This window comes from Allobrachymonas chironomi DSM 19884 (assembly GCF_000374625.1).
Lineage (GTDB): Bacteria > Pseudomonadota > Gammaproteobacteria > Burkholderiales > Burkholderiaceae_C > Brachymonas > Brachymonas chironomi.
In genome coordinates this window covers 484,777-498,777 of record NZ_KB894765.1, presented here as the reverse complement: position 1 = coordinate 498,777, position 14,001 = coordinate 484,777, and the positions used below count along the sequence as shown (strand labels likewise).

Here is a 14,001-nt window from a genome sequence, read left to right as displayed (position 1 = left end):
CGCCCGATGACGCTGCGCGCAACTTTTTTGTGGTGTTTTGCACGAAAAAATGGCATAAAAGACGTCATCGTCATGCATTTTTCAGCCTATTGACAGCTTCGTCGCCGAACTCAAGCGGCCGTCAGGTATTGCGTCCGGCGATGCGCGCCCTACAATCGCAGGCAGCATATATAACAAGGGCTGTGCAACAGATGCGCGGCAGTGAGAGACAACAACATGGCAACCGGCATCACCTACACCATCAGCGACCTCGCCAGGGAATTCGACCTGACCACGCGCGCCATCCGCTTTTACGAGGACATGGGCCTGCTGAATCCCAGCCGCGAGGGCGCAGGCCAGCGTATACGCATCTATTCGGCACGTGATCGCATCCACCTCAAGCTCACCTTGCGCGCCAAGCGCCTCGGCTTCAGTCTGGCAGAGGCCAAGGAGATCATCGATCTCTACGAAAGCCCGCGCGATACCGCCCCGCAGCTGCGCAAGTACCTGCAGACGCTGGCGCACCACCGCCGCCAGCTGGAAATCCAGCTGGGCGAGTTGCAGGCCAACCTGGATGAAGTCAAGGCGCACGAGGACGAGGCGCGCCAGCTGCTGGAACGGATGGAGCCGCAAGGCGTGCCAGCCAGGGAAACAGACTGATGTCCCCTCTCGTATTAGGGGAAACCTGTATTTGACGTTTACGTCAACGTCATAAAATTCCGGAATACCCACTGATCACACAGGAGACACCCCCATGAGCAACATGCCCGGACTCGACTTCCAGCTCGGCGAAGACATAGACGCACTGCGCGACGCCGTATACACTTTTGCCCAGGCCGAAATCGCGCCGCGTGCTGCCGAGGCAGACCGAACTGACCAGTTCCCGATGGACCTGTGGCAGAAATTCGGCGAACTGGGCGTGCTGGGCATGACCGTGCCGGAAGAATACGGCGGCACCAACATGGGCTACCTGGCGCACATGATCGCGCTGGAAGAAATCAGCCGTGCCAGCGCCTCCATCGGCCTGAGCTATGGCGCACACTCCAACCTGTGCGTGAACCAGATCAAGCGCAACGGCAACGAGGCGCAAAAGCAGAAATACCTGCCCAAGCTGTGCAGCGGCGAGCACATTGGCGCGCTGGCCATGTCCGAGCCGGGCGCCGGTTCCGACGTGGTGAGCATGAAGCTCAAGGCCGAGGACAAGGGCGGCTACTACCTGCTCAACGGCAGCAAGATGTGGATCACCAACGGCCCGGATGCCGACACCATGGTGGTCTACGCCAAGACCGAACCCGAGCTGGGCGCGCGCGGCATCACCGCCTTCGTCGTCGAGAAGGGCATGAAGGGCTTCAGCACGGCGCAGAAGCTGGACAAGCTGGGCATGCGCGGCAGCCACACCGGCGAGATGGTGTTCCAGGACGTGGAAGTACCCGCCGAGAACATCCTGGGCGAGCTCAACGGCGGCGTGAAGGTGCTGATGAGCGGCCTCGATTACGAGCGCGCCGTACTGGCCGCCGGCCCGGTTGGTATCATGCAGGCCGTGATGGACAACGTCGTGCCCTATATCCACGACCGCAAGCAGTTCGGCCAGTCGATCGGCGAATTCCAGCTGATCCAGGGCAAGGTCGCCGACATGTACACCGTGCTGCAGGCGGGTCGTTCCTTCCTGTACACCATTGGCAAGAACCTGGATGCCCTGGGCAGCGGTCACGCGCGCCAGGTGCGCAAGGACTGCGCCTCCGTTATCCTGTGGACGGCCGAAATGGCCACCAAGATGGCCGGCGACGGCATCCAGATCTTCGGTGGCAACGGCTACATCAACGAATACCCGCTGGGCCGCCTTTGGCGCGACGCCAAGCTCTACGAGATTGGTGCCGGAACCAGCGAAATCCGCCGCATGCTGATTGGTCGCGAATTGTTCGCGGAAACCATGTAAAACACGGCGTGTGGCAGGCCCTGTCCCCCGGACAGGGCTTTTTTCCATGCACCTTCAAGGAACTTCATGACAGAACCGGAAAAGAAGACAGTCGACACCCTGCAAAACCTGTTCGAGAGCAACCGCCGCTGGGCCGCGCAAAAGGTTGTCAGGAACCCCGGCTTTTTCTCGCGCCTGCTGGCACAGCAGAATCCCGAATACATGTGGATTGGCTGTTCCGACAGCCGCGTGCCGGCCAACCAGATCACCGGTCTGGATCCGGGAGAGGTGTTCGTGCATCGCAACGTGGCCAACGTGGTGGTGCCGACGGATCTGAACTGTCTGTCTACCCTGCAGTACGCGGTGGACCAGCTCAAGGTCAAGCATGTGCTGGTGGTGGGCCACTACGGTTGTGGTGGCGTGGCTGCGGCGCTGTACGAGCAGCGCGTCGGCCTGGCGGACAACTGGATCCGCCACGTGCGCGATGTCTACGATCGCCATATCCGCCGCATGGAGCGCGTATCTGCAGAGCGTCAGCTTGATGGCCTGTGCGAGCTCAACACCATCGAGCAGGTGATCAAGGTGGCGCAGACCACGGTGGTTACCGATGCCTGGGCGCGCGGCCAGGACCTGACGCTGCATGGCTGGGTCTACGGCATCAGCGATGGCCTGATTCACGACATGCGCATGTCTGCCGGCGGTGCTGGCGACATGAAAGAAGCCTATCTGGCAGCACTCGAACACTGGGAACAGAAATACTGCGGATAATGGCAGGTTGAACCCCACAACAACCGCAGGACATCCGGAGACAGCATGATCCCGCAGAAAATTGACGCCCCGGAAGCCGCCGACATCGCTCAGGCCATGATCGACGGCTTTGATCGCCACTACCGTCTGTTCCGTGCCGAATCCTCGCGCGCCAAGCAGCGTTTCGAGATTCAGGACTGGCACGGCCAGCAGCGCGCCCAGCGTGAGCGCATTGCCTTCTATGACATGCGCGTGCGCGAATGCGTGTTGCGACTGGAGCGCGAGTTCCATGCCCACCAGGTGCCCATGGATGTCTGGCTGCAGGCCAAGCTGATCTACATCGGGCTGCTGGTCAACCACCACCAGCCCGAGCTGGCCGAGACCTTCTTCAACTCGGTCACCACCAAGATCCTGCACCGCAGCTACTTCCACAACGACTTCGTGTTCGTGCTGCCGGCCATCAGTACCGAGTACATCGAGTGCCAGCCCGACATCAAGGTCACCTCGTACCGCGCCTACTATCCCAAGGACGCCGGCGAGCTGCGAGCCACGCTCACCACCATGATCAACGACTACGGCCTGCACGCCCAGTTCGATGACCTGGAGCGTGATATTGCCCGCATCGAACCCCTGATGATGGCGCAGATCGGCGAAGGGCGGCTGCGCTCCAACTTCCAGATCCAGGTCCTGTCCAACCTGTTCTTCCGCAACAAGGGTGCCTACGTGGTGGGCAAGATCGTCAACAGTTTCCGCGAGGTGCCGTTCTCGCTGCCGATCCTGTTCAACGAGCAGAACAAGCTGTTCATCGATGCCGCTCTGTTTGGCGAGAACGACATGCAGTCGCTGTTCAGCTTTGCGCGGGCCTACTTCATGGTGGACATGGAGGTGCCGTCGGCCTATGTGCACTTCCTGCGCAGCCTGATGCCGCGCCTGCCGCGCGCCGAGATCTACAACGCGCTGGGCCTGGCCAAGCAGGGCAAGACGTTGTTCTACCGCGACTTCCTGTTCCACCTGCTGCACAGCACCGACAAGTTCCGCATCGCCCCCGGTATCAAGGGCATGGTGATGCTGGTGTTCGACCTGCCGTCCTTCCCGTATGTGTTCAAGGTCATCAAGGACTACTACCCGCCGCAGAAGGACACCTCACGCGAGCTGATCAAGGAAAAGTACAAGCTGGTGCGCGACCACGATCGCGTGGGCCGCATGGCCGATACCATGGAGTACAGCCTGGTGGCGTTCTCGCGTGACCGTTTCGAGGACGAGCTGATCGAGGAAATCCAGAAGTTCGCGCCCAGCCAGATCGAGATTTCCGACCGCGATGGGGACGGCCAGCAAGAAGTGATCCTCAAGCACGTCTACATCGAGCGCCGCATGGTGCCGCTCAACATCTATCTGCAGGAATCCTTCGATTCCGGCCTGGACAGCCCCAAGGCGCGGCACCAGATGGAGCATGCCGTGATCGAATACGGCAATGCCATCAAGGATCTGGTGGCGGCCAACATCTTCCCCGGCGACATGTTGTGGAAGAACTTTGGTGTTACGCGTCACGGAAAAGTCGTGTTTTACGACTACGATGAAATCGAATACATCACGGACTGCAATTTCCGCAAGGTACCGGCCCCGCGCAATGAGGAAGACGAGATGTCGGGCGAGATCTGGTACCACGTCGGCCCCAAGGATGTGTTCCCCGAGACCTTCGGTCCCTTTCTGCTTGGCAACGATGCCGTGCGCGAAGTCTTCATGAAATACCACGGCGACCTGCTGGACTCCCAGTTCTGGCAGGCGCACAAAGAGCGCATCCAGCGTGGTGAAGTGCTGGATGTATTTCCCTATGAGCAGGATCGGCGGTTTTCCCGCCAGCAGGACCTGCCGACATTACAGGAGTAATCCACATGGCTGAATCCATCGTTATCGTCGCTGCCAAGCGTACCCCCATGGGCTCGTTCCAGAGCGACTTTGCCAATCTGTCTGCCAGCGATCTGGGTGCCGTGGCGATCAAGGCGGCCGTCGAGCAGGCTGGCCTGAAGCCCGAGCAGGTCGAGCAGGTCTACTTTGGCAACGTGCTGATGGCCGGCCAGGGTCAGGCTCCGGCGCGCCAGGCCACGCTGAAGGCCGGATTGCCCAAGTCTGCCGCAGCCGTGACGGTGCACAAGGTCTGTGGTTCTGCCATGCAGACCATCATGATGGCAGCCGATACCATCAAGGCCGGCAGCGCCGATATCCTGGTGGCCGGTGGCATGGAAAGCATGACCAACGCTCCCTATCTGCTGAAGAAGGCACGTGGCGGCTACCGCATCGGTCACGACAAGGTGTATGACCACATGATGCTGGACGGCCTGGAAGATGCCTACGAGGAAGGCCGCAGCATGGGCACCTTTGGTGAAGAGTGTGCCGAGAAGTACAACTTCACGCGTGAGCAGCAGGATGCCTTCGCCATGGCCAGCGTGCAGCGCGCTCAGGATGCCATCGCCGCCGGTTCCTTCAAGGACGAAATCGTGCCGGTGACCGTGGCTGACCGCAAGGGTGAGCGCGTGATCGATACCGACGAAGGCCCGGGCAAAATCAAGATCGACAAGATCCCGACGCTGCGCCCCGCCTTCAAGAAGGACGGCACGATTACCGCCGCCGCTTCTTCCAGCATCAACGACGGCGCTGCTGCCGTGGTGCTGATGACCGAATCCAAGGCCAAAGAGCTGGGTTGCACGCCGCTGGCGCGCATCGTCAGCCATGCCGCCTTCGCGCAGGAGCCCAACTGGTTCACCACCGCTCCGGTCGGTTCCACCAAAAAGGCGCTGGACAAGGCCGGCTGGAAGGTCGAGGACGTGGACCTGTGGGAAGTGAACGAAGCCTTTGCCGTGGTGCCGATGGCGCTGATGGCCGAGCTGAACGTGCCGCATGACAAGGTCAACGTGAACGGCGGTGCCTGTGCACTGGGCCACCCGATCGGCGCTTCCGGTGCCCGTATCGTGGTCACGCTGATTCACGCGCTGAAGGCGCGCGGTCTGAAGAAGGGCCTGGCCACGCTGTGTATCGGCGGTGGCGAAGGCACTTCCATGTGTATCGAACTGGTGTAAGACCAGACAACAGGGCGGCTGCCGTCTGGCAGCGCCCTGTTCCATAAGGGAGATGGCATGGCTCAGGTGCTGCTGATAGGCGCTTCGCGTGGTCTTGGTTACGAGATGGCGCGTCAATATGTGGCGAATGGCGATCAGGTGATTGCCACCGCGCGCGATGACGCCGGGCTGGCCCGGCTGACAGAGCTGGGTGTGAGCCGGGCCCTGCGCGTGGATGTAGCCGATCCGGCCAGTGTCAGCGGCCTGAGCTGGCAGCTCGATGGTGTGGCGCTGGATCTGGCGGTTCACGTGGCTGGCGTGCCTGCGCGTGGCGATGCCCTGAGCCCGCCTACGCAACAGGATTTTGACCAGGTGATGCACGCCAATGTGCTTGGAGCGATGCAGGTGATTCCGCAGGTGGCTCCGCTGGTGGAAGAGGGGTGTGGCGGACAGGGCGGGATTTTCGCCTTTGTCTCCAGCATCCGTGGCAGCATTGCCGCTGCTGACAGCAGCGGCAGCTGGCTGTATCGCGTCAGCAAGTCGGCACTCAACATGGCCGTGGCATCGGCCCGCTTTGATTACCCGCGTGCCACCATGGTGCTGCTGCATCCGGGCTGGGCGCAGACCGACATGGGCGGTGCCGAGGCGCCGGTGAGGGTCGAAGACAGCGTGCGCGGCATGCGCCAGCTGCTGGCGAGTGGACCGGCCAATGGCAGCTTCCTCCAATACGATGGCGAGCCGCTGGACTGGTAGCTTGCGCCAGCCGACATGCGGCGATTTTCAAGAACAGACAAGGAGTAAGCCATGCTGCTGACCCAGGATCAGGAAATGGTGCGCGATGCCGTTCGCGCTTTTGCACAAGAACAACTGTGGCCCCATGCTGCCCAGTGGGATCGGGAACACACTTTTCCCAGGGAGGCGCACAAGGGCCTGGCCGAGTTGGGTGCCTATGGCATTTGCGTGCCGGAAGAATACGGCGGTGCCGGTCTGGATTACGTGACGCTGGCACTGGTGCTGGAAGAGATTGCAGCTGGTGACGGCGGCACCAGCACGGCCATCAGCGTGACCAATTGCCCGTACAACGCGATCCTGATGAAGTACGGCAATGAGCAGCAGAAGCAGCAGTGGCTGGTGCCGGCGGCGCGTGGCGATATTCTTGGCGCGTTCTGCCTGACCGAGCCGCATGTCGGCTCCGACGCTTCTGCCATCCGCACCACGGCGGTGAAGGAAGGCAACGAGTACGTGATCAACGGCACCAAGCAGTTCATCACCAGCGGCAAGTATGGTCAGGCCGCGGTGGTGATTGCCGTGACCGACAAGGCTGCCGGCAAGAAAGGTCTGAGCGCCTTCATGGTGGGTACCGACAACCCGGGCTGGAAAGTGGCCAGTCTGGAGCACAAGCTGGGTCAGCACAGCAGCGATACCGCGCAGATCCTGTTCGACAACTGCCGCATTCCGGCCGAGAACCTGATCGGCGAGGAGGGTGAGGGTTACAAGATTGCCCTGAGCGCGCTGGAAGGCGGCCGTATCGGCATCGCTTCGCAGAGCGTGGGCATGGCACGCAGCGCGCTGGATTTTGCCGTGCAGTACGCCAAGGAGCGCGAGGCTTTCGGTACCGCCATCATCAACCACCAGGCCGTGGCTTTCCGCCTGGCCGAGTGTGCCACGCAACTGGAAGCGGCGCGTCAGCTGATCTGGCATGCGGCCAGCCTGCGCGATGCCGGCAGACCCTGCCTGAAGGAAGCCGCCATGGCCAAGCTGTTTGCCAGCGAAACCGCCGAAAAGGTCTGTTCCGTGGCGATCCAGACCTTGGGCGGCTATGGCGTGACGGCAGATTTTCCGGTGGAGCGCATCTACCGCGACGTGCGCGTGTGCCAGATCTATGAGGGGACTAGCGACGTGCAGAAGATCATTATTACTCGGGCGTTGTAAGCGGCTGATTTGCTGATCGGATGAGGGCGGCGAGTGGCCGCTCTTTTAATCGGAGCAGAGAAAAATGGGCGACTCTATCTCCATGGACTTTCCTCATAGCGGCAATTGGACTGAGGCGCAAACACAGCTAGCGTTTTATTTCTATTGTCAGACGCCGTTTGGCCAGTTGCATCAGCACAACCCCAAGGTAGTGGAGTTGGCGGCATGGATTGGTCGTACGCCTAGCGCATTGGCCATGAAATGCTGCAACTTTGCGAGCTTGGATCCTGCCATGGCGGCACGAGGCGTATCGGGCTTGGGCAATGCCGGCAAACTGGTGCAGAAAGTCTGGGATGACTTCCACAGCAATTGGGATTTGTTGGCAGGGCAATGTGAAGCGTATCTTGCTGCCCTGCGAGACGCTCAAGGGCTTCAGGTGCCAGAGGAGGCGGCGGATATCGCTGCGGGTGAGGATTTTACGGGTGAAGTGCGTTTAGCCCTGGTGGCACAACGGCGTAAACAGTCCTTCTTTCGCCAAGCAGTGCTCAGTGGATATCGCAACCGCTGCTGTATCACAGGAATCTCTGATGCCCGACTTTTGGTTGCTAGTCATATCGTGCCCTGGCGCGAGGATGCCAAAATTCGTTTGCATCCTGGAAACGGTTTGTGCTTATCCGCATTACATGATCGGGCGTTCGATCAGTATCTGTTTGCATTGTCGGACGATTGCAGGGTCCTTCTGTCTGAACAGATGCGTCAGACTTCTGACGTGTTTCTGCGGCAAACATTTTGGCCGATAGAAGACAAGCAGATAGAACTGCCCGAGCGTTTTCAGCCAGAGCTGGCATTTATTCGTCGGCATCGTGAGCAGATGTTGATTGCTGAGTAAGCACGAGTCGCAACAATGCCCGCATCAGCGGGCATTGTCATTCAAGGCCTGTCAGCCAGTCATCACACCGGCGGTTGCTCCTGCGAGTCCACCACCGTCACCGGCACATGCACCGGCGTGCTGGAGTTGTCCGGGCCACTGGTGGCCTCGACCACGGCGTGCAGCAGGGCATCGCCACTGCCGAACACCAGCCACAGCGGGAAACCGGCCGCCACACCTGCCGTACCTGCCAGCAGGACACCTGGCCCCATCATCACGGCGACGAGCAGGCCGGCACCTACGGCCACGCGGCCACCGGTGCCCTGTTGGTCCCAGGCGCGGCCCTTGGCCTCGCGCGCCAGCAGCTTGATGCTGGGCAGGGCGGCCTTGTTGCCGATGGTGGCGCTCAGCGCCTGGCTGGCCTTGTTCAGCATGGTGTCGCCGGACTGACGCAACTGCAGCAGGCGCACGGCCCAGTCGTGCAGGGCGGTGCGATCCACCTCGTTCATGCGTGTCACCATGTCGCGTACAAAGGCGTGCTGTTCGCGTTGCGTCTGTTGCGGAGGCACGGCTGACTGCGGACGGGCATCGGTCTGGGCCTGGGCCTTGTTGCGGGCCAGTTCCTCTTCCAGCTGGCGCACCCGGTCACGCAGGGACTGGACATCGTCCTGCGGGTTGTGCGGCACGGGGGAATCGGGGTGTTGGTTCTGATCCATGAGGCAATCCTCTCACTGCTGTGGTAATGATCTGCAGATGCTGATATTCTGCGGCGCTTCAAGCGGCAAGGTGTAAGCAGTAGCGTGAAAATGCAACTGCCCGGCTGGCAGAATAGGGGCCATTCCCCCTATCTGATGACCGAGTGATTGACCCGTGAGCAAACGCAAGAATACCGACTGGCTGCAGGCGCCATGCCCCTGCGGTCGCCTGTCTCCCAAGCAGCAAGCCCTGACCGGCGCCGACTGCTGTGGCCGCTATATCGAGAACTTCATGGACCTGCCGGCTCCTGATGCCGAAAGCCTGATGCGATCGCGCTATACCGCCTTTGTGCTGGGCCGCAACGCCTATCTGCTGGCAACCTGGCAGCCGGACAAGCGCCCCGACATGCTGGAGCCTGAGCAGGGCGTGCAGTGGCTGGGGCTGGAGGTGAAAGACCACCAGCTGATCGATCCCGGCCATGCCGAAGTCGAGTTTGTCGCGCGCTGGCGCGTCAACGGCCGTGCCGAGCGCATGCACGAACGCAGCCGCTTTGTGCGGCTGGAAGACGGCGAGATGTCGCGCTGGATCTATGTGGACGGAGAGCAGCTGTGACGCAGCGTTTTGCCGCCGTACTGTTTGATTGCGACGGCGTGCTGGTGGACAGCGAGCCGCTGACCATGGGCGTATTGCGGGATCTGCTGGAGCAGCGCGGCTGGAAGCTGACGCTGCAGGAGTGCATGCAGATCTTCGTCGGCAAGGCCACGCGTGACGAAGCGGCGCGCATCGAGCGCGAAACCGGCCAGCCTTTCACCATCGAATGGTTGCATGGCTTTTGGGCTGCGCGCGATGTGGCCCTGCGCGCGCATTTGCAGCCGGTGGCCGGTGCGCCCGAGCTGGTGCAGCTGGCGCACACCCACACGCAGGGGCAGATCGCCTGTGTCTCCGGTGCGGATCGTGACAAGATTACGCTGCAACTGGCGCTGACCGGACTGACCGGCTGGTTTCGGCAGGAGTGCATCTTCAGCGGCCATGAATTTGCCCGCAGCAAGCCGCATCCCGATATCTATCTGGCGGCCATGCAACAGCTGCAGGTGCCGGCGGGGGATTGCCTGGTGATCGAGGACAGCATCACGGGCGTGCAGTCGGGGGCGGCGGCTGGAGCGCAGGTGGTAGGCTATGCCAGTCCGGACAATCCGGTGGTGACAGCCGAGGCGCTGCGCCAGGCCGGGGCTTTTGCGGTGGTGACCCGCCTGTCGCAGATCAGCGACTGGTTGCGCTGAGGCGTATTGGGAGTTTCCCTGAATCGTGCGATCAGGGGTTTCCCAATAGAGAGGGTGCTGGCTAGAATCTATGGTTGACGTTTACGTAAACGTGACAACAAGATCACGCATACAGGGTAGGCTACCGAACCCACCACCACCGAGGAGACCAGCCATGACCGCCGACACGCAGCCCACTGCCGTGCCATCCCGCTCCGCACTACTGACCAGCAGCATGGATCGTGGAGCCACCACGCCTGACTTGCTGGAAACCACCATTGGCGATCACTTTGACATGATTGCCGGCCGTTATCCGGACCACGAGGCGCTGGTCAGTCGCCATCAGGGCATCCGCCTGACCTACCGCGAGCTGCAGCAGAAGGCGACGCAACTGGCCAGCGCCATGCTGCGCAGCGGCCTGACCAAGGGGGATCGTGTCGGCCTGTGGTCGCACAACAATGCCGAATGGCTGATCACCCAGGTGGCCACGGCCAAGGCCGGCATCATCCTGGTCAACATCAACCCGGCCTACCGCGTGGCCGAGGTCGAGTACGCGCTCAACAAGGTCGCGTGCAAGGCCCTGATCACCATGCCGAGCTTCAAGACCAGCAACTACATCGGCATGCTGCAGGAACTGGCTCCCGAGCTGCCGAACTGTCATCCGGGCATGCTGGCGCTGTCCAGGCTGCCGCACCTGCGCGGCATCATCTGGATCGATGAGCCGGGGCAGGGCGAGGACATCCCCGGGATGCGCCGTTTCAGCGAGTGGATCGGGCGTGGTGATGCGGACGATGCCGAAGTGGCGGCGATCCAGAAGACGCTGACCAACACCGATCCGATCAACATCCAGTTCACCAGCGGCACCACCGGCTTCCCCAAGGGCGCCACGTTGACGCACCGCAACATCCTCAACAACGGCTATCTGGTGGGCGAGTGCATCGGCCTGACCGACCAGGACCGTCTGTGCTGCCCGGTGCCGCTGTACCACTGCTTTGGCATGGTGATGAGCAACCTGGCCTGCATGACGCACGGTGCCTGCGTTGTCTACCCGAACGATGCCTTTGATCCGCTGCTGGTGCTGGAAACAGTGCAGGCAGAGCGCTGTACCGCGCTGCACGGCGTGCCCACCATGTTCATCGCCGAGCTGGACCACCCGCGCTTCCAGGAGTTCGACCTGTCCACGCTGCGCACCGGCATCATGGCCGGATCGCCGTGCCCGATCGAGGTGATGAAGCGTGTGGTGGGCGAGATGCACATGTCGCAGGTGACGATTGCCTACGGCATGACGGAAACCAGCCCGGTGAGCTGCCAGAGCGGCATGGACACGCCGCTGGAGCGTCGCGTATCCACCGTGGGCCAGGTGCAGCCGCACCTGGAGATCAAGATTGTCAGCCCGGAAACCGGCGAGGTCGTGCCTTGCGGCGAAACCGGCGAGTTCTGCACCAGGGGCTATTCCGTGATGCACGGTTACTGGAACGATCCGGTCAAGACGCAGGAAGCGATCGACGCAGATGGCTGGATGCACACCGGTGACCTGGCCACCATGGACGAGGAGGGCTACGTCAAGATCGTCGGCCGCATCAAGGACATGGTGATCCGCGGCGGCGAGAACGTCTACCCGCGCGAAATCGAGGAATTCCTCTACCGTCACCCCAAGGTGCAGGATGTGCAGGTGGTTGGCGTGCCCGACGAGCGCTTTGGCGAGGAGCTGTGCGCCTGGATCATTTCCAAGCCCGGTCAGCAGCTCGACGAGGAGCAGATCCGCGAGTTCTGCAAGGGCCAGATCGCCCACTACAAGGTGCCCAAGTACATGCGCTTCGTGACCGAGTTCCCGATGACGGTGACCGGCAAGATCCAGAAGTTCAAGATTCGCGAACTGATGAAGGAAGAGCTCAACCTGAATGAGCAGAAGACGGCGTAAGCCTCCAGGAGAATTTCGATGCCAGTGATTGTTTCCAAACTCAATGCCCGTTCGGCAGATTTCCAGGCCAACGCCGCCGCCATGCAGGCCGTGGTCGATGACCTGCGCGCCCGCGTCGAGCAGATTGCCCTGGGCGGCCCCGAAGCCGCGCGTGACAAGCATGTGGCGCGTGGCAAGCTGCTGCCGCGCCAGCGCGTGGAAATGCTGCTTGATCCGGGTACGCCTTTCCTGGAAATCGCGCCGATGGCTGCCTTCCGCATGTATCCGGACCGTGACGGCAGCGATTCCGCGCCGGGCGCCGGCGTGATCTGCGGCATTGGCCGTGTCTCCGGCGTGGACTGCATGATCGTCTGCAACGACGCCACCGTGAAGGGCGGTACCTACTATCCGATGACGGTGAAGAAGCACCTGCGCGCCCAGGAAATCGCCCAGCAGAACCATCTGCCCTGCATTTACCTGGTGGACAGCGGCGGTGCCAACCTGCCCAACCAGGACGAGGTGTTTCCGGACCGTGACCACTTCGGCCGCATCTTCTTCAACCAGGCCAACCTGAGCGCACTGGGCATCGCCCAGATTGCCGTGGTGATGGGTTCCTGTACCGCTGGCGGCGCCTATGTGCCGGCCATGAGCGATGAAACCATCATCGTCAAGAACCAGGGCACGATTTTCCTGGGTGGCCCGCCGCTGGTGAAGGCCGCCACGGGTGAAGTGGTGACCGCCGAAGATCTGGGTGGTGGCGATGTGCACACGCGCCTGTCCGGCGTGGCCGACCATCTGGCGCAGAACGATACCCATGCGCTGGCGCTGGCACGCAGCATCGTTGACAACCTGAACCACCAGAAGGCTGCGCTGCCGCAGTACGCCGAGCCGAAGCCGCCGCGCTACGACGCGAAGGAGTTGTACGGCATCATCCCGACCGACACGCGCAAGCCGTTCGACGTGCGCGAGATCATCGCCCGCATCGTGGACGATTCCGAGCTGGACGAATTCAAGGCGCGTTTCGGCACCACGCTGGTGTGCGGCTTTGCCCGCATCGAGGGCATGAAGGTCGGCATCATTGCCAACAACGGCATCCTGTTCGGCGAGAGCGCACAGAAGGGCGCGCACTTCATCGAGCTGTGCTGCCACCGCAAGATCCCGCTGGTGTTCCTGCAGAACATCACCGGCTTCATGGTTGGCCGCAAGTACGAGAACGAGGGTATTGCGCGCCATGGCGCCAAGATGGTGACGGCTGTGGCCACGGCCAACGTGCCCAAGTTCACCGTGGTGATCGGCGGTTCCTTTGGTGCCGGCAACTACGGCATGTGCGGCCGCGCCTACAGCCCGCGCTTCCTGTGGATGTGGCCCAATGCCCGCATCTCGGTGATGGGCGGCGAGCAGGCCGCGAGCGTGCTGGCCACGGTGCGCCGTGACGGTATCGAATCCAAGGGCGGCCAGTGGAGCGCCGAGGAAGAGGAAGCCTTCAAGGCCCCGATCCGCCAGCAGTACGAAGAGCAGGGTCACCCCTACTACGCCTCTGCCCGCCTGTGGGACGACGGCATCATCGATCCGGCCGATACACGCCGCATGCTGGCCCTGGGCCTGAGCGCGGCCTACAACGCCCCGATCGAAGAGCCCAAGTTCGGCATCTTCCGCATGTAAGGGAAAGAGGC

13 protein-coding genes are annotated in these 14,001 nt (G+C 61.9%); 12 read left to right on the top strand and 1 reads right to left on the bottom strand.

Translation table 11 applies throughout. The features are described 5' to 3' along the window. The first annotated feature begins 216 nt into the window (after nucleotides 1-216). The 8 genes from C513_RS0102390 to C513_RS0102355 all read left to right on the top strand — a co-directional run bounded on the left by C513_RS0102390 (nucleotide 217) and on the right by C513_RS0102355 (nucleotide 8,494). Nucleotides 217-639, top strand: coding sequence for a MerR family transcriptional regulator (locus tag C513_RS0102390; protein ID WP_018714431.1), 423 nt, complete (start codon nucleotides 217-219; stop codon nucleotides 637-639). 94 nt (nucleotides 640-733) lie between these two features. Next, complete coding sequence (locus C513_RS0102385; RefSeq protein ID WP_018714430.1) at nucleotides 734-1,915, top strand: isovaleryl-CoA dehydrogenase; 1,182 nt, start codon at nucleotides 734-736, stop codon at nucleotides 1,913-1,915. Nucleotides 1,916-1,981: 66 nt separating this feature from the next. Further along, nucleotides 1,982-2,662, top strand: a complete 681-nt coding sequence (gene can, locus C513_RS0102380; protein WP_018714429.1) for a carbonate dehydratase — start codon at nucleotides 1,982-1,984, stop codon at nucleotides 2,660-2,662. Between the two features lie 45 nt (nucleotides 2,663-2,707). Beyond that, nucleotides 2,708-4,528, top strand: coding sequence for a bifunctional isocitrate dehydrogenase kinase/phosphatase (gene aceK, locus C513_RS0102375; RefSeq protein WP_018714428.1), 1,821 nt, complete (start codon nucleotides 2,708-2,710; stop codon nucleotides 4,526-4,528). 5 nt (nucleotides 4,529-4,533) lie between these two features. Further along, nucleotides 4,534-5,715 (top strand): acetyl-CoA C-acyltransferase, encoded by a 1,182-nt coding sequence (locus C513_RS0102370; RefSeq protein ID WP_018714427.1) that lies wholly within the window; start codon nucleotides 4,534-4,536, stop codon nucleotides 5,713-5,715. Nucleotides 5,716-5,772: 57 nt separating this feature from the next. Beyond that, on the top strand, nucleotides 5,773-6,447 hold the full coding sequence (locus C513_RS0102365) for an SDR family oxidoreductase (RefSeq protein ID WP_018714426.1): 675 nt from the start codon (nucleotides 5,773-5,775) through the stop codon (nucleotides 6,445-6,447). A gap of 51 nt (nucleotides 6,448-6,498) precedes the next feature. Beyond that, nucleotides 6,499-7,626: an acyl-CoA dehydrogenase family protein gene (locus C513_RS0102360; RefSeq protein WP_018714425.1), complete on the top strand. Its 1,128-nt coding sequence runs from the start codon at nucleotides 6,499-6,501 to the stop codon at nucleotides 7,624-7,626. Nucleotides 7,627-7,690: 64 nt separating this feature from the next. After that, entirely contained in the window at nucleotides 7,691-8,494 is an 804-nt protein-coding gene (locus C513_RS0102355; RefSeq protein WP_018714424.1) for an HNH endonuclease, read from the top strand. 62 nt (nucleotides 8,495-8,556) lie between these two features. On the opposite strand, the gene C513_RS0102350 is transcribed toward C513_RS0102355, so the two are convergent. Next, a complete protein-coding gene (locus C513_RS0102350) occupies nucleotides 8,557-9,189 on the bottom strand; it encodes a hypothetical protein (RefSeq protein WP_018714423.1) in 633 nt (210 codons plus the stop codon). Nucleotides 9,190-9,343: 154 nt separating this feature from the next. Between C513_RS0102350 and C513_RS0102345 the strand changes: the two genes are divergently transcribed. The 4 genes from C513_RS0102345 to C513_RS0102330 all read left to right on the top strand — a co-directional run bounded on the left by C513_RS0102345 (nucleotide 9,344) and on the right by C513_RS0102330 (nucleotide 13,990). Continuing rightward, a complete protein-coding gene (locus C513_RS0102345) occupies nucleotides 9,344-9,781 on the top strand; it encodes a YchJ family protein (protein WP_018714422.1) in 438 nt (145 codons plus the stop codon). Then, the gene (locus tag C513_RS0102340; protein WP_018714421.1) at nucleotides 9,778-10,449 is read left to right on the top strand and encodes an HAD family hydrolase; all 672 of its coding nucleotides are present in this window, start codon (nucleotides 9,778-9,780) and stop codon (nucleotides 10,447-10,449) included. Before C513_RS0102345 ends, C513_RS0102340 begins: the two co-directional genes overlap by 4 nt. A 154-nt stretch (nucleotides 10,450-10,603) precedes the next feature. Continuing rightward, complete coding sequence (locus C513_RS0102335) at nucleotides 10,604-12,349, top strand: AMP-binding protein (RefSeq protein ID WP_018714420.1); 1,746 nt, start codon at nucleotides 10,604-10,606, stop codon at nucleotides 12,347-12,349. An 18-nt stretch (nucleotides 12,350-12,367) separates the two neighbouring features. Continuing rightward, nucleotides 12,368-13,990, top strand: a complete 1,623-nt coding sequence (locus C513_RS0102330; protein WP_018714419.1) for a carboxyl transferase domain-containing protein — start codon at nucleotides 12,368-12,370, stop codon at nucleotides 13,988-13,990. Nucleotides 13,991-14,001: the final 11 nt, after the last annotated feature.